The 23,197-nt window shown below is 63.9% G+C and carries 20 protein-coding genes; 5 read left to right on the forward strand and 15 right to left on the reverse strand.

The window, feature by feature from the left end; genetic code table 11:
* Nucleotides 1-109 precede the first annotated feature (109 nt).
* The gene (locus tag ACGYLQ_RS08305; protein ID WP_394441956.1) at nt 110-448 is read left to right on the forward strand and encodes a peptidoglycan-binding protein; all 339 of its coding nucleotides are present in this window, start codon (nt 110-112) and stop codon (nt 446-448) included.
* Nucleotides 449-478: 30 nt separating this feature from the next.
* On the opposite strand, the gene ACGYLQ_RS08310 is transcribed toward ACGYLQ_RS08305, so the two are convergent.
* The 3 genes from ACGYLQ_RS08310 to ACGYLQ_RS08320 form a co-directional block, all read right to left on the reverse strand.
* Nucleotides 479-1,396, reverse strand: a complete 918-nt coding sequence (locus ACGYLQ_RS08310) for an MYG1 family protein (protein WP_394441959.1) — start codon at nt 1,394-1,396, stop codon at nt 479-481.
* A 90-nt stretch (nt 1,397-1,486) separates the two neighbouring features.
* Nucleotides 1,487-2,569 (reverse strand): alpha/beta hydrolase, encoded by a 1,083-nt coding sequence (locus ACGYLQ_RS08315; protein WP_394441962.1) that lies wholly within the window; start codon nt 2,567-2,569, stop codon nt 1,487-1,489.
* Between the two features lie 98 nt (nt 2,570-2,667).
* Nucleotides 2,668-3,384, reverse strand: coding sequence for a GntR family transcriptional regulator (locus ACGYLQ_RS08320; protein ID WP_394441964.1), 717 nt, complete (start codon nt 3,382-3,384; stop codon nt 2,668-2,670).
* Between the two features lie 124 nt (nt 3,385-3,508).
* Between ACGYLQ_RS08320 and ACGYLQ_RS08325 the strand changes: the two genes are divergently transcribed.
* From ACGYLQ_RS08325 to ACGYLQ_RS08335, 3 genes are all read left to right on the forward strand, one after another.
* Entirely contained in the window at nt 3,509-4,858 is a 1,350-nt protein-coding gene (locus ACGYLQ_RS08325) for a glutamine synthetase family protein (protein ID WP_322329159.1), read from the forward strand.
* A complete protein-coding gene (locus tag ACGYLQ_RS08330; protein WP_394441967.1) occupies nt 4,858-6,162 on the forward strand; it encodes an NAD(P)/FAD-dependent oxidoreductase in 1,305 nt (434 codons plus the stop codon). Before ACGYLQ_RS08325 ends, ACGYLQ_RS08330 begins: the two co-directional genes overlap by 1 nt.
* Nucleotides 6,163-6,233: 71 nt before the next feature.
* A complete protein-coding gene (locus ACGYLQ_RS08335; protein ID WP_394441970.1) occupies nt 6,234-6,929 on the forward strand; it encodes a haloacid dehalogenase type II in 696 nt (231 codons plus the stop codon).
* A 3-nt stretch (nt 6,930-6,932) separates the two neighbouring features.
* On the opposite strand, the gene ACGYLQ_RS08340 is transcribed toward ACGYLQ_RS08335, so the two are convergent.
* The 11 genes from ACGYLQ_RS08340 to ACGYLQ_RS08390 form a co-directional block, all read right to left on the reverse strand.
* A complete protein-coding gene (locus ACGYLQ_RS08340) occupies nt 6,933-7,667 on the reverse strand; it encodes an ABC transporter permease (protein WP_394441973.1) in 735 nt (244 codons plus the stop codon).
* The gene (locus ACGYLQ_RS08345; RefSeq protein ID WP_394419079.1) at nt 7,664-8,599 is read right to left on the reverse strand and encodes an ABC transporter ATP-binding protein; all 936 of its coding nucleotides are present in this window, start codon (nt 8,597-8,599) and stop codon (nt 7,664-7,666) included. Before ACGYLQ_RS08345 ends, ACGYLQ_RS08340 begins: the two co-directional genes overlap by 4 nt.
* Nucleotides 8,596-9,714 (reverse strand): ABC transporter permease, encoded by a 1,119-nt coding sequence (locus ACGYLQ_RS08350; RefSeq protein ID WP_394442134.1) that lies wholly within the window; start codon nt 9,712-9,714, stop codon nt 8,596-8,598. The genes ACGYLQ_RS08345 and ACGYLQ_RS08350 overlap by 4 nt, the downstream gene beginning before the upstream one ends.
* Before the next feature lie 65 nt (nt 9,715-9,779).
* On the reverse strand, nt 9,780-10,694 hold the full coding sequence (locus ACGYLQ_RS08355; RefSeq protein WP_394441976.1) for an ABC transporter substrate-binding protein: 915 nt from the start codon (nt 10,692-10,694) through the stop codon (nt 9,780-9,782).
* Between the two features lie 186 nt (nt 10,695-10,880).
* Entirely contained in the window at nt 10,881-13,931 is a 3,051-nt protein-coding gene (locus ACGYLQ_RS08360; RefSeq protein WP_394441979.1) for an efflux RND transporter permease subunit, read from the reverse strand.
* A 4-nt stretch (nt 13,932-13,935) separates the two neighbouring features.
* Nucleotides 13,936-15,015, reverse strand: a complete 1,080-nt coding sequence (locus tag ACGYLQ_RS08365) for an efflux RND transporter periplasmic adaptor subunit (RefSeq protein ID WP_394441982.1) — start codon at nt 15,013-15,015, stop codon at nt 13,936-13,938.
* A 2-nt stretch (nt 15,016-15,017) separates the two neighbouring features.
* Entirely contained in the window at nt 15,018-15,608 is a 591-nt protein-coding gene (locus ACGYLQ_RS08370) for a TetR/AcrR family transcriptional regulator (protein ID WP_394441985.1), read from the reverse strand.
* A 120-nt stretch (nt 15,609-15,728) separates the two neighbouring features.
* A complete protein-coding gene (locus ACGYLQ_RS08375) occupies nt 15,729-16,640 on the reverse strand; it encodes an AEC family transporter (protein WP_067268057.1) in 912 nt (303 codons plus the stop codon).
* A 120-nt stretch (nt 16,641-16,760) separates the two neighbouring features.
* A complete protein-coding gene (locus ACGYLQ_RS08380) occupies nt 16,761-19,004 on the reverse strand; it encodes a TRAP transporter permease (protein ID WP_394441988.1) in 2,244 nt (747 codons plus the stop codon).
* 111 nt (nt 19,005-19,115) lie between these two features.
* The gene (locus ACGYLQ_RS08385) at nt 19,116-20,096 is read right to left on the reverse strand and encodes a TAXI family TRAP transporter solute-binding subunit (protein WP_394441991.1); all 981 of its coding nucleotides are present in this window, start codon (nt 20,094-20,096) and stop codon (nt 19,116-19,118) included.
* A gap of 287 nt (nt 20,097-20,383) precedes the next feature.
* Nucleotides 20,384-21,370, reverse strand: coding sequence for a zinc-dependent alcohol dehydrogenase family protein (locus ACGYLQ_RS08390; RefSeq protein WP_394441993.1), 987 nt, complete (start codon nt 21,368-21,370; stop codon nt 20,384-20,386).
* A 157-nt stretch (nt 21,371-21,527) separates the two neighbouring features.
* Here ACGYLQ_RS08390 and ACGYLQ_RS08395 point away from each other — a divergent pair, with 157 nt between their 5' ends.
* A complete protein-coding gene (locus tag ACGYLQ_RS08395; protein ID WP_394441996.1) occupies nt 21,528-22,433 on the forward strand; it encodes a LysR substrate-binding domain-containing protein in 906 nt (301 codons plus the stop codon).
* A gap of 16 nt (nt 22,434-22,449) precedes the next feature.
* Here the strand turns inward: ACGYLQ_RS08395 and ACGYLQ_RS08400 are convergent, their stop codons facing one another.
* Entirely contained in the window at nt 22,450-23,163 is a 714-nt protein-coding gene (locus tag ACGYLQ_RS08400) for a hypothetical protein (protein ID WP_394441998.1), read from the reverse strand.
* Between the last annotated feature and the right edge of the window lie 34 nt (nt 23,164-23,197).

Genomic DNA, 23,197 nt, shown 5'->3' on the forward strand with positions numbered 1-23,197 from the left:
CCGCAATTTGATTCCATCAATGCCCCATTGAAAATGCCGCCCTGGGGAGGGGGGCGCCGAGGCCAACGCGTTATTATTCCGGCTTCGGTATAGTTTGAGAGGATTTACGATGAAGCGAAGAGGATTTTTCACCGCCGCCGCGATCGGTGCCGCGTCTTTGAGCGTCAGCCCGCTCTGCGCACAATCGGCGGAGGTGACCATCGCCGAGGTGCGCGCCTTGTTCCAAAGCCGCGACCTTGGCGCGCGCCGGATGGTGCAGGACAGCCTGAAACACGAGGGCTATTACAAGGGGGCCATCGACGGCGCATGGGGGCCGGGGACCGAAGCCGCCTTTCGCGCGCTCATGGCCTCCGACCGCTACCAACGCCACGCGCCCACATGGACGTTTACCCATGAGGTTCAGGTCAGCGAAACGATGTTTTTCCTGACCTCCGACGCCTATATGTGACTGCGCCCGGGGCCCTTTCGGGCCTCGGCCTTACCCCGCCTCCGCGACCGCCAGTTCGGCCATGCGCAGCGCCGCGTCGCGGTTTGCCGCCACGGCGATGAACCGCGCGTTGTGGCAGAACTTGGCCCCCGGCACACCGCTTGCGGCCTCCAATTCGGCATCCGTTAGCCCGGCCCAAGCCTCGGGCAGATCGGCGCGGGCCTCGAAACTATCACCACTTTTGCGGATCGTGGTCAGGGCCCAATCGTCCCCGCGCGGATGCACGACGAAGAGCAGATGATCGACCCCGGCCTTTTCCACCGCCGAGCGGAAGGGCATGCCCGTGGGCAGTTCCAAGACGCGCCCGCTGCCTGCCGCTTCAATCGCCTGCATCACCATTGCCTCGGCCCGGCGTTTAGCGGCCTTGCCCTTGATCGCGGCCTCCACAAAGGCCCGCGCGACCGGCAGGGCGGCCAAGAAGGCGCGGTCGTCGGCATCCTCACCACGTTCGTCGAAAACGGGCTTCAGCGTCTCCAAGAGCACCGGCAGGGTCATGCCCGCCAGCGGCCCCGCGACCGAGGGTTCAAGCGCGCCATTGTCGATCAGGTCAACCGGCAGCACAAAGCCCTGATCGAAACTGTGGTGGATATCCTCCACATCCGCCTCGGGCACGTCGAAGCTGCGCAGATAGTCGCGGCCATAGTGCTGCCAGATCAGCCCGAAAGAGCTGTAGGGCTGACCATCCTCGCGCAGCGGTCCCGGGCGCTGGTGGTGGTCAAAGATAAGCGCGTCGGCGTCATAGTCGCGGCCCACGTCATAAATGATCCGCCCCGCGCCGGGGGTGATCCACGCGGCATCCCGGCTGCGCATCAGCACCGCCTCTGGGTAGAGCCGGGTCAGGATGACGGAGGATAAAAGCTCATCCGCGTGAAAGCCGCCCGAATGGGTGACAAGATGGGTTATGGTCATCGGGCTGGCTCCGCTGCGGCTGGGGAAATCGGTCAATGGTGGCTTGCGCCCCCATACTGCGCGGCGCGGGCCAAGTGCAAGCCGCCCGCCCTAGCGCGACAGCGCGACCAGCGTGGCCGAGACGGGGTCGAGGATGAAGGCCCCCACCTGCGCCCGGGCCTGCGCCAACCCATCGCGCCGCTCGGGCATCAACTGCACGAGAGAGGCAAAGCGGTTGTGATGGGTGCCGTCCACCGCGCCGATGGCCGAGATATCGACCAGCAAAACGCCATAGCGTTTGGCCAGCGCCTGCACCGCCGGGGAGCTGGCACTTGTGCGCCCGATCCGAGGCCGCGCCCCGGCAAGCCCCGCCGAGATGCGCAGCGCCCGGTCATCCGGCGCCACAAGGATGACCATGGGCGGATCGAGCGGCCCGATCACCTCTAGCTGCTTGCGAAAGACATCCACGTCGATATCGGGCGCCGCGAGGACCACATCGCTCAGCCGCGCGATCACCTCATCCTGCCCCGACAGGCGCAACTGCCGCAGCGCCTCCACCACCAGCCAGCCGCCCATGCTGTGGCCGAAAAGCGTGATCTCGCCCACGTCGGGGTCGGCGGCGAGGGTGCCGAGCATGGCGGCCAGTTCATCGCGCGAATAGGCCGCCGCGTCCTTATCCGCGACATAGCCCACCACCGTCCCGGCAGAGGGCCAAGCGAAGAGGATCGGCTGTTCGGGCAAATGCCCATCCGCCGTCACCTGCGCCAAACGAAAGAGCGATTCCGGGAATGTCTGGTTGTAGCCGTGGACAAAGACCAGCACGTCCTGCCGCCCCCGGCCAGAGCGGTGGATATCGAGCCCCGGCAGCGGATCGCGCGCCGTCACCGCAAAGCTGCGGCTCGGGTCTGGCTTCTCATTGGGCCATTCGATCTTGCTGGCCTCATGGTCGGGCGGGATGGCGATGGTGAACCGCTCGTAATTCAGCGCCCGCGCGCGGGCATCGCTATAGGTACCGGTCTGCGGATCGCGCCCGCGGGTCGAGGCCACGGTGATCGCTAAACTCTTCGCAGCTTCGGCCTCGGGCACCACGGTCAGAGTCTCCCCACCCGGGCGCGGCGCGCAGGCGGACAGGAGGACCACCAAAACAGCACAGAGCGTCCGCAGCCCCCTGCCCCCGATGCTATGTTCTTGCATGTCGCCCCCGCCCTGTCGTTCGGCGCAGTTTTAGCCCGATCAGCCGATGAATTCATAGGCAAAAGGCCGGTTGCCCCTGCGGCGAAACAGCCACCGCTCTAAGGCAGCCCCATCTCTCTGCTCGCCTCTGCCGCCAGCAGCTCGCGGCCCGTGTCGAGCACGCCGTCGACGATGTCATTGGCAATCGCCGCGCTCAGGGCCGCGCCATCGCGGGCAGTGAGGGCGGCCAGCACCTCTTTGTGGCGGTCGATCTGGTAGTATTCCGCGACCTCTGTGATGACCTGCCGCTGAAACGGGCCAAGTTGCAGCCAGATGCTTTCGATCATCGGCAGGGACGCCTGCGCGGGGTTCACGGAGTAAAGCATCCGGTGGAAGGCTTGGTTCAGCAGCGTCAGTTGATCCGCGTTCCGCTCGGCCACGAAACGGTCCATACTGCCGTCGATCTCGGTCAGCCGGTCGATCACGATGTCCGAGATATAGGGCAAGGCGCGCAGGGCGGCGTGGGTCTCAACCGCGATGCGCAGGGCGACCAGCTCCTCGAAGCGGTCGGGGGTCATCAGCGGCACGGTCAGGCGGCGGTTGTCTTTGATTTGGATAGCATGTTCCGAACTCAGCCGCCGCACCGCCTCGCGCACTGGGGTCGGGCTGAGGCCGAGCCGCTCCGCAATGCCGCGCATGGTCAGCGAGGTGCCGGGCGTGATCGCGCCCAGCATGATCGCATTGCGCAGCCGCTCATAGACATATTCCTGCGTCGTCCCGCCCGGAATTTCGGGGATTTCGGGAATGTTGAGCGCATCGTTATCAGTGTCGATCATCGGGCCGCCTTTGGTCTTTCGCCGCTGACCATACGCGCGGGGGCAATTGACAGACAAGCGGACAGTGATATGACATTCCTTTAAATGGTATCACATTTTTAGGTTCGATATCGAAAGGAACCCCATGTCCGAGAGCAAAGCCGAAGCGTGGCTGGCGCAACATCCCGAGATCGAATCGATCTTTGCCTGCGTTTGTGACCTCAACGGCACCATGCGCGGCAAACGGGTGCCGGCCGATCAGGTGTCCAAAGTCGTCGAAGGCGGGCTCCGCCTGCCGCTGTCCATCGTCGGCATGGATATCTGGGGCGAGGATGTCGAAAACAGCGAGCTGGTGTTCGAGACCGGGGATTCCGACGGGCTTTGCGATTTCACCGGGCGGCCCCTGATGCCCATCACATGGACCACGCGCCCCACCGCGCTGGCGATGCTTTGGATGCGTCAGGAAAACGGCAAGCCCTTCCCCGGCGATCCGCGTCGCGCGCTGGCCGAGGTGGCCGCGCGGTTCAAGGCGCGCGGCTTGACCCCCGTGGTCGCCACGGAACTGGAGTTCTACCTCTTCGATCCGACCGAGGATCACCCGCAGGCCCCCTGCTCTCCGGTCACGGGCAAACGGCTGGATTCCGACGGTGCGCTGTCGCTGGACGAGTTGCAGCATTTCGATGAGTTCCTGAACGAGGTCTATGACGCCTGCGAATTGCAGGGCATCCCGGCTGATGCGGCCATTTCGGAAAACGGCGCGGGGCAGTTCGAGATCAACATGCGCCATGTGGACGATCCGCTGCGCGCCGCCGATGACGCGGTGCTGTTCAAACGTCTGGTGCGCGGCATCGCCCGCAAACACGGCTTTGCTGCCACCTTCATGGCCAAACCCTATGGCGATCTGGCGGGCAGCGGCTTTCACGTTCACTTTTCCCTAGTGGATGAAAACGGCGTCAATGTCTTCGACAATGGCGGGGAGGAAGGCACACCCCTGATGCTCAATGCCGTCGCCGGTCTGCTGGCCACGATGCAGCAAAACACGCTGACCTTCGCGCCGCATGAAAACTCCTACCGCCGCCTGCTGCCGGGCGCCCATGCGCCAACCAATGTCGCTTGGGGCTATGAGAACCGCACCGCCGCAATCCGCATCCCGGGCGGCGACCCCAAGGCCCGCCGCATCGAGCATCGCGTCGCCGGGGCCGACGCCAACCCCTATCTGGTGCTGACCAGCATCCTGGGCGGCGCGCTGTTGGGGATCGAGCAGGACATGCAGCCCGTGGCCCCGATCACTGGCGACGCCTATACGATGAAGCTCGACAACCTGCCGCTCGACTGGGCCACGGCCATCGACGCCTTCCGCAAGGGGCCGGATGTGCCCGGCCTGTTCTCTGCCCGGTTGCAGACCATGATGGTCGAATGCAAGACGCAGGAGTTGCGCAAATTCGCGCGGCAAGTGACCCATTTCGAATATGACACCTATCTGGAGATCGTCTGATGTCGCGCCATCCCTACGCCGGAGACGGCAGCCATACGTCAAGCTACTACGCCGCCTCGGCCAACCCTGCCCCCGCGCGCCCCGAATTGCAGGGCGATCACGAGATCGACGTCTGCATCGTCGGCGCGGGCTACAGCGGGCTGTCGACCGGCCTGCATCTGGCCGAAAAGGGCTATAGGGTCGCCATCATCGAAGGCGCGCGCGTGGGCTGGGGGGCCTCGGGGCGCAATGGCGGGCAGATCGTTAACGGGCTGAACGCGAGCCTGCAAACGATCAAGCGCCGCTATGGGCAGGACACCGCGACCTTTGTCGCCGGCCTCGTGCAAGAGGGTGGCGAGATCATCCGCGAGCGGGTCCGCACCTATGACATTCAATGCGACCTCAAGGACAAGAACATCTTCACCGGCCTCACCACGGCGCATATGCGCGAGTTGGAGGAGCGGCAGAAGCTCTGGCAAAGCTACGGCATCGACAATCAAGAGATGCTGGACAAGGACCAGCTGCGCGCCCATGTCAATTCCGACCTCTACGAAGGCGGGCTGATCGACCATTCGGGTGGCCATATGCACCCCCTGAACCTCGCCCTCGGCGAAGCGGCGGCTTTTGAGAAGAACGGCGGCACGATCTATGAGATGTCCCCGGTCACGGATGTCGATCACGAGGCTGCCCGCCCTGTGGTCCGCACGGCCAAGGGGACGATGACCTGCAAGACACTGGTGCTCTGCGGCAATGCCTACCTCGGCCACGTGGTGCCGACGCTGGCCCCGCGGGTGATGCCCGTCTCGACCCAAGTGATGGCCACCGAACCGCTGAGCGAGGCGCAGGCCCATGCGCTGCTGCCCACCGATGCCTGCGTCGAAGACATCCGCTATATCCTCGACTACTACCGCCTGTCGGGTGACAAACGGATGCTCTTTGGCGGCGGCACCGTCTATGGCGGCGCGGACCCGCGCGACATCAAGGCTAAGCTCAAACGCAATATGGACAAGGTCTTCCCCCAGTTGAAAGACGTGAAGATCGACTATGCCTGGAGCGGGAATTTCGCCCTTTCCTTCAGCCGCGTGCCGCAGATGGGCCGGATCGGTGACAACACCTATTTCGCCCATGGCTACAGCGGCCACGGCGTGACCGGATCGCATACCTTCGGGCGCATCCTTTCCGAGGCGATCGACGGCGACCTCACCCGCTTTGACGTTTTCGCCAATGTGCCATGGTTCCCCTTCCCCGGCGGGCGCATGTTCCGCGTGCCCTATTCGGTCGTGGGGTCGTGGTGGTACGGGCTGCGCGACCGTTTGGGTGTCTGAAACCTTTTGACAGGGCTGGGGGTTTCTTCACAGTGACGGGCACGGCGCACGTCATGAGTGGAAGGACCCCCATGCCCGATCAAAAGCCCGCCTCCGTGATCGTCTTCGACGTGAATGAGACCCTGCTCGACATCACCACGTTGGAGCCGCTCTTCGCGCGCCTCTTCGGCGACGCTTCAGTGATGCGCGAATGGTTCGCTGAGCTGATCCTCTATTCCCAGACCATGACCCTCTCGGGCCGCTACACGCCCTTCGGCGCGCTGGCGGCTGGCGTCTTGCGAATGGTCGGCGCGAACAAAGGCGTGGCGGTGACGGATGAGGACGTGGCCGAGTTGAAATCCCGCATCGGCTCCATGCCCGCGCACCCGGATGTCGCCCCTGCCCTGCGCAGGCTGCAAGAGGCGGGGTTTCGGCTGGTCACGCTGACCAATTCGCCCCCTTCCCCCACGCCGACCCCGCTGGAGAAAGCCGGGATCGCCGAGTTCTTCGAGCGGAGCTTTAGCATCGACGCGGTCGCAAAGCTCAAACCTCATCCGGCGACTTACCAGATGGTGGCCGAGGCGCTTGATCTGGAAACCCATGATCTCTGCATGGTGGCCTGCCACCTGTGGGACACCATCGGCGCGCAGGCGGCGGGCTGTCAGGGGGCCTTCCTCACCCGGCCCAACAACAACCTGATCGAGGTGCAAGAGGTGCCGCAGCCGCATTACCTTTCCGGCGATCTGGAGGATTTGGCCGAGCAGATCATCGCCGCGAACGGGCGCTAATCCTCAGCCGCCCATGCGCCGCGCCAACCGCGTTTCAAGCTGCACCATGGCGTCATAGATCAGTACCGCAAACAGGCCGACCGCCAGCCCGCCCTGTACCACAAAGGCGGTGTTATTGGTCAAAAGCCCTGCGATAATCACCTCCCCCAAGGTCCGCGCCGCCACGGTCGAGCCGATGGTCGCCGTGCCGAGCGCGATGACCACCGACAGCCGAATGCCCGTCAGCGCTACCGGCAGGGCCAGCGGCAGTTCCACCCGCCAGAGCCGCTGCCAGCGGCTGAGCCCGATGCCGCGCGCGGCCTCCATCGTGGCGGGCGGCAGGTTGGTGAGGCCGGTGACCGCATTCTCGAAGATCGGCAGCAGGCCATAGAGAAAGAGCGCCACCAGCGTCGGCCCGGCCCCAAAGCCCAAGGCCGGGACGGCCAGCGCCAGCACCGCCACGGGCGGGAAGGTCTGGCCCATATTGGTGATGGTGCGCGACAGCGGGCGAAAGGCTGCGCCTGCCGGGCGGGTCACGAGGACCGCCAGCGTCACCGCCACTACCGTCGCCGCAGCCGAAGCCATGGCCACCAGCGCCAGATGGCTCAGCGACAGCGACAAGAGCGAGGCGCGGGTGTAGATCACCGGACCATTCGCCGGTGCCAAGGGCGCAAGCAGCGGCGTGAACCACTCAGGCCGCAGGACCAACGCCAGCAGCGCCGCCACCAGAAGCGGCCGCAGGAACCAGCCGATCCTCATGCGTGCTGCCCGGCCCGGGCGCGGATTGCATCAAGGGTCACCCGGCCCATCGGCACCCCGTCTTTCGCCACCGGCACCGCCGCGCGCCCCGTCCACAGGCAGGCCGAAAGCGCGTCGCGCAGACTGGCATCGGCGGGCAGCGCTTCGCCTTCGGCGCTGCCCTCTTCCACCAATTCAGCGACGGGGATCAATGAAAGAAGCCGCAGGGGCCGCTCTACATCGCCGACCATATCTGCCACGAAATCCGTCGCGGGTGCGGCGATGATCTCGGCCGGCGTGCCGTGCTGCACCAGATGCCCGCCGTCCATGACCGCCACCCGGTCGCCCAGCCGGATCGCCTCTTCCATGTCGTGGGTCACCAGCATGATGGTCGACCCCAGCCGCTGCTGGATGTGCCGCAGGTCTTCCTGCGCGCGGGTGCGAATGATCGGGTCCAGCGCGCCAAAGGGTTCGTCCATCAGCAACAGATCGGGCCTTGAAGCCAAGGCCCGCGCCACGCCGACCCGCTGCTGCTGCCCGCCTGACAGTTCCGCCGGATAGCGGTCGCGGAATTGCGCGGGGTCCATCGAGAAAAGCGCAAGCAGTTCATCCACCCGCGCCGCGATCTTCTCGCGCGGCCAGCCCAGCAATTGCGGCACCGCGCCGATGTTGCGCCCCACCTTGTGATGCGGGAACAGCCCGTGGCCCTGAATGGCATAGCCGATGCGCCGCCGCAGGATATGCGGCTTGACCGACAGCGTGGAGTCGCCGTTGATCCGCACCTCGCCCGAGGTCGGTTCCTCCAACCGGTTAATCATCCGCAAAAGCGTGGTCTTGCCTGAGCCGGAGGTGCCGACGATCACCGTGATCGTGCCCGTCTCAACCGTCATCGACACGGAATCCACCGCGCGAATGTCGCCATAGGTCTTGGTAATGCGGTCGATCTCGATCATGCGCTGTCCTTTGGGGTCTTGCGGGTCAGTTCGACCAATATGTCCATCACGATGGCCGCCGTCAGCGCCAGCACCACGGTCGGCAGGGCACCCAGAAGGATCAAGTCGGTCGCCGTTTGGTTCAGCCCCTGAAAGACGAATGTCCCAAAACCGCCGCCGCCGATCAGCCCGGCGATGACGGCCAGCCCGATGTTCTGCACCAAGACGATGCGCAGCCCGGTGAGGATGATCGGCAGGCCAAGCGGCAGTTCCACCCGCATCAGCCGTTGCAGCGGCGTCATCCCCATGCCCCGCGCGGCTTCAAGCGCCGCAGGCGGGGCAGAGGCCAGCCCCGCCACGGTATTGCCGACCACGGGCAGCAGTGAATAGAGCACCAGCGCCAGAAAGGCGGGGGCAAAGCCGATGCCCGCGATGCCAAGCGCCCGCGCGCCGGGCAGATTGGCCCCCACCCAGCCGAGGATTGGGATCATCAGCCCGAACATGGCGAGCGAGGGAATGGTTTGCAAAAAGCTCAACACCGGCAAGGTAGCCCCGCGCAGCCCGACAAGACGGTGACAGAGCACGCCAAGCGGGAAGCCAATCACCGCCGCCGCGGCGAGAGAGCCAAAGGCCAGCCCAAGATGGCGCAGGAACTCCCGGCCAAAGGCATCGGCCCGGCTGGCGTATTCCTGCATCACCGAAAGCTCCGACAGCGCCCCCGACCACAGGATCGCGCCAAGCACCGCAAGCACCCCCGCCAGCACGCCCCCGCGCATCAGCGGCCCCGGTGCCATCGCGGCAAGCGCATCTGCCATGAGCAACATGAAGACGACCAGCAGACACCAAAAGCCTACTGAGGGCGAGACACGGGCGTAGTCACCCGCCTCGGCCAGCAGGCCGGAGGCGCCTTGGGTCAGCAGCCACAACAGCCCGCCCAAGCCCAAAGCCGCCCCGGCAATACGCAGACCATTGCGGCCCGCAGGCAGCCCCATCAGCAGCCCCGCCCCGATCGCCGCAAGCCCCGGCAGCACTACCGGCAGGCTGGCCACGCCCCATGCCATCACCCCTTCGCCCGCCACGATCCGGTTGGCGGCGAGGGTCATGAAAGGCACGCAAAGCGCTGCCGCGCCCAGCACAGCGAACAAAAGCCCCGGCGCAGAAATCCCTGCGCCGGGGCCAATTATTGTGCGGGCGGCGGAGATCAGTCCAGCACCCCGGTCTCGGTCAGATAGGAGCGTGCCACGGCTTCCGCCGGCTCCCCGCCGACTTGAATCCGACCGTTCAGCTTTTGCAGCGTCGCCATGTCGAGCCCGGAGAAGATCGGGTTCAGCACTTCGGCGATCTGGGGGTATTCCTCCAACACTTCGGCGCGGACGATGGGGGCGGGTTCATAGACCGGCTGCACGCCCTTGTCGTCTTCCATCACGACCAGACCCGTGGCCCCCACGCCGCCATCGGTGCCGTAGACCATCGCCGCGTTCACGCCCGATGTACCCCGTGCCGCCGCCTGAATGGTCGCCGCCGTGTCGCCGCCCGACAGGATCACGGTCTGATCTTGGCTCAGTTCGAAACCATAGGTCTCCTGCATCGCGGGCAAGACAGCCGGAGAGGACACGAATTCGGTCGAGGCCGCGAGCTTCACCTCACCGCCCTCGGCCACCCATGCGCCGAAATCGGACATGGTGGTGAGGTCATTCTCCTCGGCCACCGGGCCGGTCACAGCGATGGCCCAAGTGTTGTTGGCCGGTGCGGAGTCGAGCCATGTGACGTTATTCCCACCGCCATCCAATTCCTTGGCACGGGCATGGGCCTTGGCCGCGTCTTTCCAAACATCGCTTTCCGCTTCGTTAAAGAAGAAGGCCGCGTTGCCGGTGTATTCGGGGTAAATGTCGATCTGGTCCGACAGGATCGCTTCGCGCACGACCTGCGTGCCGCCGAGTTGCAGACGCCGCTCTACCGGCAAGCCCGCATCTTCGAGCGCCAGTGCGATGACGTTGCCCAACAGGCCGCCTTCGGTGTCGATCTTCGACGATACGGTGATCTCAGCCGAGGCGGCAGAGGCCAAAGTGGCGGCAAGGCCAGCGGCGGCGGCAGTGGAAAGAATGCGGGGACCCATGGGCGAGAACTCCTTGAAACAATGGCCTGACACGGCGACATGCCGTTTGAAAACGGTAAGGTAGCTGGCATTTTCGCGAAACCAAGGCGGGATTGCACGGCGGCGCGGAATTTTTACCGCCCGGATACGACAAAGGGCGCGCCCGGAGTGACCGAACGCGCCCTTTGCCTCGCCGCCACGCGCCGGTCAGGCGGCGCGGGCAGCCTCCGCCTCACGCGCGGCGCTGCGCTTGAAGAAGAGGAAGTAGAGCACCGGTGCCGCGATCAGCGTCAGGACCGAGGCAAAGGCCAGCCCGCCCATGATCGTCGCCGCCATCGATTGGAAGAAGGCATCTGACAACAGCGGCAGCATCCCCAGAATGGTCGTCGCAGCGGCCAAGAAGACCGGGCGCAAACGCGAGGTCGAGGCGGTGACGATGGCCTCTTTCAGGTCCAGCGTCGGATCGGCGGCGCGGGTGAGGTCGATCTCTTCGACCAGCACGATGCCGTTCTTGATCAACATCCCCGAGAGCGACAAGAGCCCCAGAAGCGCGGTGAAGGTGAAGGGCAGCCCCGTCCCCAAAAGCGCCAGACTGACCCCATTCACCGCCATCGGCACCAAGAGCCAGATGATGATCGGCTGTTTCAGCGCGTTGAACAGCAGGACCGAGATCAGAACCATGATGATGATGCTGAAGGGCAACTGCTTGCCCAAGGCGGCCTGCGCCTCGCCCGCGCTTTCCAACTCGCCCCCCCATTCCATGGCATAGCCTTCGGGAATTTCCATCGCCTCGATGGTTTCCTGCACCTCGGCCTGCACCTGCGCTGCCGTGACACCGCGCGGGATATCCGCGCCCACGGTGATCACATCGGCCCGGTCGCGACGGTAGAGCAACGTGTCCTGCGGCTCGAACCGGAAACCGTCGATCACCTGCTCCATCGACACCAGCGCATTGGTGTTCGATTCGTAAAGGACATGGTCCGTCAGCGCCAGATCGGCATCCTGCGGGGCGCGGATCACGATGGGAATCTGACGATCCCGCTCGCGGAAGGTGCCGCCGCTGGTGCCTTCGGTGGCAAACTTGAGGGTCTCCGTGATCTCGGTCCGCGAGATGCCGGCGTCCTGCGCGCGTTCCTCGGCATAGATCGGACGCAGCACCAGTTCACGCTCGCGCCAATCCTGCCGCGGCGTCACGATATTGTCCGACGCCGCCTGCATCCGGTCCATCGCCTCATCCGCGAGATCACGCAGTACATCGGGATCGCGGCCCGAGAAGCGCACCTCGATCGGGGCACCGCCGCCGGGGCCAAAGGCCAAACGCTTGGCCCGGAATTCCCCTTGCGGCACCGCATCGGTGGCGAAGGCCTCAAGCGCGTTCATCTCGTCTTGGATCACCTCAAGCGAAGACACCCGAACGATCAGATGCCCATAGCTGGGGTTGGGGTCTTCGGCCTGATAGGTCAGCATGAAACGCGCCGCCCCCTGCCCCGCGTAGGAGGTCACGTCTTCGACATTATCCCGCGCCACCAGCCAGTCTTCGAGCACAGCCAGATCGTTGGATGTCTGATGGATCGACGACCCTTGCGGCAGTTTGTAATGCACGAAGTAAAGCGGCGTGTTGCTGTCGGGGAAGAACTGCTGCTTGATCTGACCAAAAAGGCCATAGCAGACAACCGTGCCCGCGATGAGGCCAACAACCACCAGCCAGCGCAGCTTGAGCGAGGCACGCAGCACGGCGGCATAGCTCTTGAAGATCGCGCCATCATAGCCGCCAGCCCCCCCTTCGACGCCGCGTTTGAAAAAGTAGTGCCCCAAAAGCGGCGTGGCGGTGATGGCCAGCACCCAAGAGAGCAGCAGCGAAATCGCGATCACGGCAAAGAGCGAGAAGAGGAATTCGCCCGTGGCATCGGGGCTCAGCCCGATCCCGGCAAAGGCCATGATGCCGATAACTGTCGCCCCCAAAAGCGGGATCTGCGTCTTGCTCGCCGCCTCGGTCGCCGCTTCGCGCGAGCTTTTGCCCTGCTGCATGGAGATCTGCATCCCCTCGGCCACAACGATGGCGTTATCGACCAGCATCCCCATCGCGATGATCAACGCCCCGAGTGAGATACGCTCCATCTCAATCGCGCCGAGCGCCATGAAAAAGAGCGTCCCCACCACCGTCAGCAACAGGGTGGAGCCCACGACCACCGCCGCGCGCCAACCCATGAAGACGGCCAGCACGGCCACAACGATGGCGACCGACATGGCGAGGTTCAGCAAAAAGGCGTTCGACGCCTCTTCGACCACCGCGTGCTGGCGGTAGATGGATTCAATCGAGATGCCCAAGGGCAGCGTTTCGCGCAGCTGCGCAAGCTTGTCGTCCACCCGTTTGCCGATATCGACGATATTCTCGGTCGCGATCCCGGCCACCCCGAGGGTAAAGGCCTCCTGCCCGTTGTGGCGGATCACCAGATCGGGGTTCGCCTCGCGGGTGCGGTAGATGTTGGTCACATCGGCAAGGTTGATCACCTGACCGCCAACCCCCACCGACAAGGCGGCGATCTCGGACACGCTGTCAGAGCCTTCGGGCCGCTGGATCAGGGTGCGCCCGTCCGCGTCTTGAATGGCGCCGCCGTCGACGATCTCATTCGCGCTCGATACCGCGCCGACAATGGCCGAGGGCGGAATGCCGAGCGTGGTGCTCAGCGCAAGTTGCGGTTCGACATAGATGACCTCATTGGGCAAGCCCGAGAGCGCCACATCCGACACACCATCGACCAGCAGCAATTCCCGACGCAGATAGCTGGAGAGTTCGTTGACCTCGGCGTCGGAATAGCCCTCAGCCGTGACGGCGTAGTAAAGCCCGTAAACGTCGCCGAAACCGTCATTCACATAGGGCTGTGTCGCCCCGCTCGGCAAGGCTGCCTCATTCACGCGGTTGCGTAGTTTGGTCCAGATTTCCGGCAGTTCGGACCCGTCAAAGGTGTCCTGCATATTGACCGTGATCCACGACAGACCGGGCTGGTTCATGGATTCGATGTCCTTGATCTCGGACATCTTCTGGATTTGCGATTCCAGCGGTTCGGTGACCTCAAGCGCGACCTCTTCGGCAGAGGCACCGGGGTATTGGGTCACCACCACGGCGGTTTTGATGGTAAAGGCCGGATCTTCGAGACGGCCAAGGGTGGCAAAGCCCCAGATGCCGCCCAAAAGACAGGTCAGCATGATGATCCAAGTATAGATCGGGCGGTTGATCGACAGACGTGCGATATCCATGCGCTCAGTCTCCGAAACCGACGAAGCGGCGCACGGCGGCACCGTCTTCAAGCTGGCTCGCGCCGCTCACCACGATCTCTTGCCCATCGGAAAGCCCGGCTTCGACTTTGACATCGCCGCGCGCGGTGGGGGTGATCTCAACCGCGGTGCGGGTCACGGTGCCTTCGCGCGCGCCGGTGGGGTCAAAGACCATGACATAGGTGCCGCGGTCATTGCCGACCACGATGGCGGTGTCGGGCACGATGATGCTCGACCCGCCGATGTTCAGCGTGGCGCGCACCTCGACCGAGGCGCCGGGCAGCGGCACGAAATCTTCGGGCAATTCCGCCCCAAGGGTGATGCTATAGGTCTGGCCGACATCCGCCGTCTCGGCGTTGTATTCGCGGATTTGCATCGGGTAGGTGTTGGCGTTGGCCGGGAACTTGGCCATGAAACGCACGCTGGGGTCGCGCCCTGCGCGCAGGAACAGGGTTTCGGGCACGTCGATCTCGACCCGCAACTCGGACATGTCATGCAGACGCACCACCGGGGTGCCCGCGCTGACGGTCGAGAAATTGGGCACCAGCCGCGAGGCGACAATCGCATCGAAGGGCGCGTGCAGGGTCGCGTTCTCAAGGTCGCGCTCGGCGTTGCGCACGGCGATATCGTTGACCGTCACGGCGGTTTCGGCGTCTTGCAGGTTGACCTCGGCCACCGAAGACCCGGCGAGCTTTTGATAACGCTCCATCGTCCGGCGCGCCTGAGCATCATTGGCCTGCGCCTGCTCTAGCGCCAGCTGAAATGGCTCCAGATCCATCCGGGCGACGACCGTGTCTTCACTGACCGTGGCCCCCTCTTCGACCGGGAATTCCTCGATCTGACCGCCGACTTGAAAGGCAAGGTCCACGGTTTCACGTGCAACCACCTTGCCAAAGAACACACGCTCAACCTCGGCGTCGCTGACCTTGACCGTTTGCAGCTTTACCACCGGCTTTTCGGCGGCCGCCACCATCGGCGCGGCGACACCGGCGGCCAAGGCCAGCGCAAATCCCAACACCCGCCCCGCGCCGGTCCCGCGCGTCGTCTCAACAAGCCATTTGGCCATGGTCAGTCTTCCTTATGAATAGCATCCGGCACGGGCCCAAGGGCGGCGGTCAGACTAAGTTGTTTGAGGGTGCGCAACTGCGCGAGAAAGTGGTCACGATCCAGCGCATGCATGCCAGCGGCCTTGGCGGAACGTTGGATGAAATCGGCCAGCGCCTCGACACTCAAGCCATTGCGGGTGATCGACGCCCCATAGGGCATCAGCACCTTAGCGATCACGTCGCGAAAGCGCCCGGCGGAACATTGCAGCGCCTCTTGGCTGACGGCATTGGCCCCGTCGATGAAATCCTGCGCATTGGGCATCGCCTGCATCGTGTCATAGCCGCGCACCACCATCCGATCAAAGATCAGATCAAGCTGCGCCGCCAGATCGGTGGCATTGGGCATCTCTTCGGCGATCTCTTCCAGCGCCAATTCGGTGTAGCGCCCTATCAGCCCGCGCAGAATGTCGTCCTTGTTGCGAAACCGATTGTAGAGGGTCTGGCGCGAAACGCCCGCCTCTTCGCACAGATCGCCCATGCTGGTGCGCTTGACCCCATAGCGGGAAAAGACATGCAGCGCAGCGTCAAGCACGGTCTTTTCGAGTTCGGTCATGCGGGCTCCTTAACACGGGTCAAGGCGCAATTGGACATTCGAACCAAATATGTCAACCTGTAAATCAGCGACCATGCAGCCCGCGCAGATCACAATCGCGTTTCGCGCATGGAGCGCGCTCTAGGGCGCGGAGATCAGACTGCCGAGATAGAGCGTGAGCGGCAGGGTGAAAAAGCTGAGCAGCGTCTGCGTGGTGATGATCGCGGCCATCAAGGGCGCATCGCCGCGCATCTCCCGCGCCAGCGTATAGCTGGCCACCCCGGTTGGCAGGGCCGCGAAGATCAGCGCGATTTGCAGCGTCAGCGGCGCAGGGTTCAGCACCAGCGCGGCCAACAAGACCGCCAGCGGGTTCACCAGATGTTTGCCGATGATCGACAGGCCGATGACCGAGACCGAGCCGGAAAGCCCGCGCAGCCGCAGGTTGGCGCCGACGCAAAGCAGCATGATCGGCAGCGCCGCATCCCCCAAGATGCGCGCGCTTTCATGCAAGACGGGCACATGGTGCAGCCCCGCGAAGTTAAAGAGCACGCCTGCCAGAATGCCCAGGATCAGCGGGTTCTTGACCAAGCCTTTGAGGATGGATTTCCCGCCCCCGCCCAATTGCCGGGTCATCAACGTCACCACCGTCACATTCACCACGGGCACCAGCAGGGCCGAACCGAGCACGGCAATCTGTAGCCCTGCCGTGCCAAAAACGGCTTCGGCAATCGCGAGGCCGATGAATGTGTTGAACCGCGCGCTGCCCTGCATCAGCGAACTGCCCTGCGGCGCGGCATAGGCGCGACCGAACAGCCAGCCGCAAAAGATCGCTGCAAAGAACCCAGCGTAGAGCAGCAGCGCATAGTCGCCCAAGCCGCCACTAAGGTCCGCTGCCGAGATCTTGGCAAAGAACAGCGCGGGCATCAGCACCCAATAGACCAGCCGGTCATTCAGGTTCCAGAACTTGGTCGAAGGGATACCCCCCCGGCGCAGGCCATAGCCCATGAGGATCAGCGCGAAGACCGGCGCGATGGCCAGAAAGATAGTGAACATATTAACCGCCCGGAAGGATCGCGCGGACCCTAGGCGCGGCTTGGCCCAGATGCAACAGGGAGCGTTGCCTCAAACGGGCGGCCCCGGCCCCAAAGGGCCGGGACATGGATCAATCACGGATCAATCGCTGCCGTGCACTGCGATTTGGGCGTCGGGTGCGGGGCGGAACTTCCACTGCACCGCAAAGATCACCGCCGCCACTGCGATGCCGATGAGGTCGGTCATCAGACCGCCCGCGATCATGCAAAGCGCCGCGAGGATCAGACCCAGCCGGATGAACCAAGCCGCACCGCTGCCCGCGAACCAGCCCTGCATGCCCGAAGACAGCAGATAGACCCCAAAGATCGCCGTGACGCCCGCGCGGATCACCTCGAACCACGTGCCGTCCATCAGGATCGCGCCGTTGTAGAAGAACATGAAGGGCACGATGAAGGCCGAGATGCCGATCTTGAAGGAGGCCACCGACGTCTCCATCGGGTTGGCGCCCGATATCCCCGCCGCCGCGTAACTGGCCAGCGCCACGGGGGGCGTGATGGCCGAGACGACGGCGAAGTAGAAGACAAAGAAGTGCGCCGTCAGCAGCGGAATGCCCAGTTGGACCAGCCCCGGCGCCACGACCGAAGCCGCCACCGCATAGGCCGCTGTGGTGGGCATGCCCATGCCGAGCAGAATGGCGATACACATGGCAAAGAACAGGGCGAGGAATTGGCTCGCCTCTGCCAGACCCAGCAGCACGGAAGAGAAACGCGCGCCGACACCGGTCAGGCTGATGACACCCACGATGATGCCCGCACAGGCGCAGACCGCGATGATCTGGATCGACATGATCCCGGCCAGGTCAAAGGCTTTGACGATGCTGCGCGGCCCCATGCGGAAGGGCGTGAACCAAGACACCACTGCCGCTGCCGCCGTCGCCAGCGTGCCCGCGCGGATGATCGAATAGCCCATGAACAGCGCATAGATCAGGATGATGATCGGGATGAACAGAAACATCCGGCGCAGCATGTCCTTGAGCTTGGGCAGTTCCTCGGAACGCATCCCGCGCATGCCCAGCTTGGCCGCTTCGAAATCCACCATGAAGTAGATCGACACGAAGTAGAGCACCGCCGGGATGATCGCCGCCACGGCAATATCGGTGTAGGGGATGCCCGTGATCTCGGCCATGATGAAGGCGCCCGCCCCCATGATCGGCGGCATGATCTGCCCCCCGGTCGAGGCAGCGGCTTCGACCGCGCCTGCGGTCCGGGCCGGGTAGCCCACCTTTTTCATCAGCGGAATGGTCAGCGAGCCTGTCGCCACCACATTGCCCGCCGAGGTGCCGTTGATCATCCCCATAAGACCCGAGGCAAAGATCGCGACCTTGGCTGGCCCCCCGCGCGAGCGGCCCGCCGCGGCAAAGGCGAAGTTGACGAAATAGTCCCCCACCTTCGACGCCTGAAGGAAGGCCGCGAAAATGATGAAGAGGATGATATAGGTCGACGACACCGCCGTGGTCGGCCCCAGAATGCCCGCATCGGTGTAGACTTGGCTAAAGAAGCGGGTCCACTGGATGTTGGGCGCGTTCAGGAAGCCCGGCAGCATGTCCCCGACGAAGACATAGACCAGAAAGACACCCGAGATCACGATAAGCGCAAGCCCCGCCACGCGGCGCGTCAGCTCCATGATCAGCGCGGTGCCTGCAACTGCGGCGATGGAGATGCCGATGGGCGCAAAGGGCGTGCCCGTCGAGTTGCGCATCAAGGTGCCGTACATGGTGATCAGGTAGATCGCCACGGCCACCCCGCAGATAGACAGCAACAGGTCCGCAGGGGAAACCTGCCCCCGCTCGCGCCCGCGCAGCCAACCCACGACGATGCCGATGGCCGTCGCCGCCACCAGCGGCAGGCCATAGTGATAGATTTCGAGGGTCTTGAACTCGGGGCTCATGCCGTTCCACTGGGTGCCGCCAGCGATCTGGCTGGCGATGCTCCAAGCGGTCCAAATCGAATAAAGCGCAGGGATCATCGCGGCCCATGCCACGAAATCCAGCGGATGACGGCCCTGCCCCTTGCCCTCATCCACAAAGGCGCGGGCAGAATAGAGGGTAAAGCCAAGGATCAGCGCGCCCGCGATGTGCACGATGCGGAAATTCCACGTCTCCATCGGAAAGGTCGGCAAAAGCGGGATGCGGATGCCGGTCAGCTCTCCGATCGACATGCCGTTGAGTGCTGCCATGTGAAAGAAGGCATAGATCGCCGACATGGCCGCAACGACCAGATAGGTGCGCCCGGTGAATATGCGGCGATTGCTTTCTACCGGTTCGTCATCGACCCCTTCGGCGACAATCGGGCCCTGCGGGTCGGCGGCGCTATGCTGGTCTGTCATGGAGGCTTCCTTTCCCGATATCTGCGCGGGATCTGTCCCGACAATCAGGCGGGATGATGGCAAGATGCCGCCCCGATTAGGGACGGCATGCAAGTTTGTCTAGGCGTTCGCTTAGTTGCCGTAGATCATATCATCGGAAATATCGGCATCCGCGTTCTCTTTGAACCAAGCTGCCGCACCGGGGTGCCATTTCAGAACGGTGTTCTTCTCCCAGTTCTCAGGCAGGGTCGAAGCCGCCGCCTTGTGAATGCCCTTCATCCGCTCATTGTCGGACATGACGACATCCACAGCCGCTTTGACGAAGGATTCCGGCAGATCGCAGTTGGCAATCGCGAAGTTCCACATGGAGACCGAGCGCGCGCCCTCTTCCAGCGTGGTGTAGGTGCTTGCGTCGATGGTGAACTCGGACACCGGGAACTCTTCGAGCAGTTTGGCCTGCTCTTCCTCGGTGAACTCGATGATGTTCACATCCGTCTGCACCTCAAGCTGGCTGACCGCAGGCACCGGCACACCGGCGGCAAAGGCGATCACGTCCAGCAGACCGTCCTGCAACTGGCCGCCCAGATCGGTCCAACCGCCGTTGCGGCGCTCATACTCGACGCCGAGCGTGTCCATCATGCGCGGGAAATAGGTGTCCGAGGTGGAGCCCGCCGGGCCAAAGCCGATCTTGGCACCCGCCGGAATGTCGGCGACCGAGGAAATACCCGAGGACGACAGCGCGGTCACGGAGAAGGGTGTCTGATACATCGGGAACATCGCGCAGGCTTGGGTCATTTCCAAACCGGGGGCGATGGGGTTGGTGCCAGCCAGCGATTCCGCCGCCGGGCCCATTGTGGTCATGCCGAAGGCCGCCTCGCCGGTGTGGACCAGCGCCATGTTCTGCATCGGGCCGCCGGTGACTTCGCCACCGCCGGTCAGGCCCAGTTCCTTGGCCACAAGGTTCGCCCAGCCCGAGCCATAGGCGAAGTAGGTGCCGCCTTGGCTGGCCGTGCCGACGGTGAAGCTGCTCGGCCAGTCGGATTTATCCATGTCCTGAGCGACGGCAGCGCCTGCCAGAATGGTGCTTGCGGCGAGGATTACGGTGAATTTCATGTCTCTCTCCCTTGGTTGCTCTTAACGGGCGTCGGCACAGGGTGCCCGCGCCGCCGCTGTATTCAGCTTGTCCGGCCAATTAACTGTACACTGACAGGCGGAGGCAAGACCGAATTTACCGTGAAACCGGGGATGAGAGAGAAAGAGGCAGCCTACCGTTGGGTCAATGGCGCATTCTTTGGCAGTTGCGCGCCAGCGGCAGTGATCGAGGGAAAGTGCAGGCCGTTAAAAGCCCCGCCGCGCGGAAGGCGCAGCGGGGCGTGCTATAAATCAGTGTTCGGCCTGACCTAGACGTCGACCACAACCTTGCCAATCGCCTGCCCGCTTTGCAGCCGCGCATAGGCATCGCCAACCGCGCTCAGATCAAAGGTCTTTTCGTCGAGCAGCGGCTTCACCGCCCCCTCATCGACCAGTGTGGCGAGATTGCTAAGGATTTCCCCATGCACCGCGCGGTTCACGTCATGCAGCATCGGCAAGAGCATGAAGACCACATGCAAGGACAGCCCGCTGAAATGCGCCGGGGTCAGGTCGATCGCCGACAGGGCCACGGTCGTGACCACATGGCCGTTCAGCGCAGCGGCGGCAAAAGAGTTCGGCAGATTGTCCCCGCCCACGGTGTCGAAGACCGCATCGAAACCGCGGCCTGCGGTATGGGCGGCCACATAGTCCTCGATCTTCTCGGCTTTGAAGTCGATGGCCCGCGCGCCATAGCCTTCGATCACCGCCATTTGGTCATCCCCGGTGCCGGTCGAGGAAACCTCGGCCCCCATATGCTTTGCCAGTTGCACCGCGAGATGGCCGACCCCGCCCGCGCCGCCTTGGACCAGCACCTTCTGCCCGGCTGCCACGCCCGCGCGGTGCAGCCCTTCCCAAGCCGTGATGCCCACCAACGGAAGGGCCGCCGCCTCGCGCATCGACAGGGATTTGGGTTTATGAGCGATGAGCCGCGCGTCAGCGCGCATGAATTCGGCCAGCGCCCCTTGCAGATCGGCCAAGCCACCGGCGCAGCCATAGACCTCGTCGCCCACGGCGAAACCGGTGACACCTTCGCCAATCTCTTCGATCACCCCGGCGAAATCCATGCCCAAGACCGCAGGCAGGTCAGGCGACAGAGGCAGGTCTTTGCCCGCGTTCTTGATCATCGTGTCGATGGTGTTCACGCTGGTCGCCTTGACGCGCAGCACCACATGGCCGGGGGTGGCCAAGGGGCGTGGCAAATCGGCTTCGACAAAACGCGCCTCTGCGCCATAGCTGGTGAGGGTCATGGATTTCATCGGTCTATCTCCCGTTAACATTGCGTTGAGACAGAGATAGGCCAGCATGGCGCGCCAGATAATCGGATGAAACTTGAGTTCAGTTTCTCGTTATTGAATATAATACCAAGCACTATATGCTGACCCGGCGGATGATCCGCAGCAAGGACCGCGGCCCATGGATATCGACAACCTTCGCCTTTTCGTCATGGCTGCCGAACGGCTGAACATCTCAGCCGCCGGGCGCGACTTGGGGATGGCCCCGGCAGTCGCCAGCGCGCGTTTGGCCAAGCTGGAACAAGAACTCGGGGTTGAGCTTTTGCGGCGCACGACGCGGAAGGTCTCGCTATCGCTCGATGGGTCTGACTTTCTGCCCTATGCGCGCGAGATATTGGCCCAAGCCGATGCCGCGCGGGCCATTCTGGGCGGGACCAAGGCGGGGCCCAAGGGCATCCTGCGCTTCGCCGCCCCAAGCAGCTTTGCCCAGCGTCACATCATGCCGCTGTTGCCGGAATTCCACGAGACCTACCCCGAGCTCACCCTCGATCTGCGCCTCTCCGACACCCGGTTCGACGCGATCGAAGGCAGTTTTGACCTTGCCCTGCGCAGCGCGCCCTTGACCGACAGCAGCCTGCGGGGGCGCAAGCTGGCCGATGACACCCGCGTTCTTTGCGCCGCGCCGTCTTATGTAGAGGCCCACGGTTTGCCCCAGACCCCCGCCGCGCTGCGGGATCATCACCTGATCGCTTGGGGTGATCTTGAGCCCCGCGCGCTGATCGGGCCGGAGGGCGAAGCCGCCACGCTCGACCCGCATGAGATGACCTGCCGCGTGATCATGGACGATGGCGATGCGCAACGCGAAGCGACCCTCGCGGGGGCTGGCATCTCGATCAACTCGCTTTGGAGCGTGTCGGACGAGCTTGCCTCGGGCCGATTGCTGCGGCTGTTGCCGGGCTGGCGGATGAACGACCGATCGGTGCTTTGGCTGGTCTATCCGCGCTCCAACGTGCTGACGCCCAAGACACGGTATTTCATCGACTTTCTGATTGCCCACCTCGGCAACCGCCCCGATTGGCGGGATTGAGCAGACCCGAAGCGCGTCAGAAGCTGTGCCAGACCCCGACTTTGACCTTGGTCACAGCGTCGGTAAATTCATGCGACAGGCCCAGTTCCAGAAAGCTGTTTTCCGAGACCTTGATCACATGCGACGGCGCAAAGGCCAGTGTCTCATCCCCGTCTGACGGGGCTGCGAACTCCAGCTTGAAAATCGACAGGTTGCCATTCTTGTGGTTGATGCCGAAGCTGCTGTCGATCTTGCCCAGTGTTTCGCCGTCTTCGTAGATCGCAAAGGTGCTTTCCACCCCCAGCCAGCCGCTGCCCCAAGCCCCCGATACCGGACGCCCCCAAGACAGGCCGGGCCGCAGAGCCGCCACCGCGCTGCCATCCCGTTCGGCCCAGCCAAGACCGACTTCGGCGGCGAAAACATTGTCCCCGCCAGAGAGCTCAAGCGGATAGCGCAGAAAGGCGATGGCGCTGACCTGCCCCCCACTCTGGGTCTTGCCGATGTCGAGGCCGAAAGTCAGTTTCTCGGTCACCCCGTATTCGTAGTAAAACGCGCCGAAATCGCCAAAGTCGGGGCCGTCTGCGGTGGTCTCATAGGACAGGGTGACAAAGCTTTTGTCTTCGCCCCGCGGCCAAGCCGCCGATGCCACATCACTTGCCGGGAGGGCGATGGTACCGATGGCCGAGAGGACGACAAGGCGGGACCATATGCGCCGCGTGGTTTCTGAGGGCATCTGTGCTGTTTTGGGCATGATAGGTTCCGCTTAGTCAAAGCCGCGAGAGGCT

The organism is Sulfitobacter sp. 1A12779 (genome assembly GCF_043557315.1).
Lineage (GTDB): Bacteria > Pseudomonadota > Alphaproteobacteria > Rhodobacterales > Rhodobacteraceae > Sulfitobacter > Sulfitobacter faviae.

Bases quoted from the DNA above. Each gene is read 5' to 3' on its own strand.
- ACGYLQ_RS08360 (WP_394441979.1), bottom strand. From the start codon at position 13,931: ATGGATATCGCACGTCTGTCGATCAACCGCCCGATCTATACTTGGATC.
- ACGYLQ_RS08395 (WP_394441996.1), top strand. From the start codon at position 21,528: ATGGATATCGACAACCTTCGCCTTTTCGTCATGGCTGCCGAACGGCTG.
- ACGYLQ_RS08305 (WP_394441956.1), top strand. From the start codon at position 110: ATGAAGCGAAGAGGATTTTTCACCGCCGCCGCGATCGGTGCCGCGTCT.
- ACGYLQ_RS08325 (WP_322329159.1), top strand. From the start codon at position 3,509: ATGTCCGAGAGCAAAGCCGAAGCGTGGCTGGCGCAACATCCCGAGATC.
- ACGYLQ_RS08400 (WP_394441998.1), bottom strand. From the start codon at position 23,163: ATGCCCAAAACAGCACAGATGCCCTCAGAAACCACGCGGCGCATATGG.
- ACGYLQ_RS08385 (WP_394441991.1), bottom strand. From the start codon at position 20,096: ATGAAATTCACCGTAATCCTCGCCGCAAGCACCATTCTGGCAGGCGCT.
- ACGYLQ_RS08365 (WP_394441982.1), bottom strand. From the start codon at position 15,015: ATGGCCAAATGGCTTGTTGAGACGACGCGCGGGACCGGCGCGGGGCGG.
- ACGYLQ_RS08310 (WP_394441959.1), bottom strand. From the start codon at position 1,396: ATGACCATAACCCATCTTGTCACCCATTCGGGCGGCTTTCACGCGGAT.
- ACGYLQ_RS08375 (WP_067268057.1), bottom strand. From the start codon at position 16,640: ATGTTCACTATCTTTCTGGCCATCGCGCCGGTCTTCGCGCTGATCCTC.
- ACGYLQ_RS08390 (WP_394441993.1), bottom strand. From the start codon at position 21,370: ATGAAATCCATGACCCTCACCAGCTATGGCGCAGAGGCGCGTTTTGTC.
- ACGYLQ_RS08335 (WP_394441970.1), top strand. From the start codon at position 6,234: ATGCCCGATCAAAAGCCCGCCTCCGTGATCGTCTTCGACGTGAATGAG.
- ACGYLQ_RS08355 (WP_394441976.1), bottom strand. From the start codon at position 10,694: ATGGGTCCCCGCATTCTTTCCACTGCCGCCGCCGCTGGCCTTGCCGCC.
- ACGYLQ_RS08340 (WP_394441973.1), bottom strand. From the start codon at position 7,667: ATGAGGATCGGCTGGTTCCTGCGGCCGCTTCTGGTGGCGGCGCTGCTG.
- ACGYLQ_RS08320 (WP_394441964.1), bottom strand. From the start codon at position 3,384: ATGATCGACACTGATAACGATGCGCTCAACATTCCCGAAATCCCCGAA.
- ACGYLQ_RS08370 (WP_394441985.1), bottom strand. From the start codon at position 15,608: ATGACCGAACTCGAAAAGACCGTGCTTGACGCTGCGCTGCATGTCTTT.
- ACGYLQ_RS08330 (WP_394441967.1), top strand. From the start codon at position 4,858: ATGTCGCGCCATCCCTACGCCGGAGACGGCAGCCATACGTCAAGCTAC.
- ACGYLQ_RS08315 (WP_394441962.1), bottom strand. From the start codon at position 2,569: ATGCAAGAACATAGCATCGGGGGCAGGGGGCTGCGGACGCTCTGTGCT.
- ACGYLQ_RS08345 (WP_394419079.1), bottom strand. From the start codon at position 8,599: ATGATCGAGATCGACCGCATTACCAAGACCTATGGCGACATTCGCGCG.
- ACGYLQ_RS08380 (WP_394441988.1), bottom strand. From the start codon at position 19,004: ATGACAGACCAGCATAGCGCCGCCGACCCGCAGGGCCCGATTGTCGCC.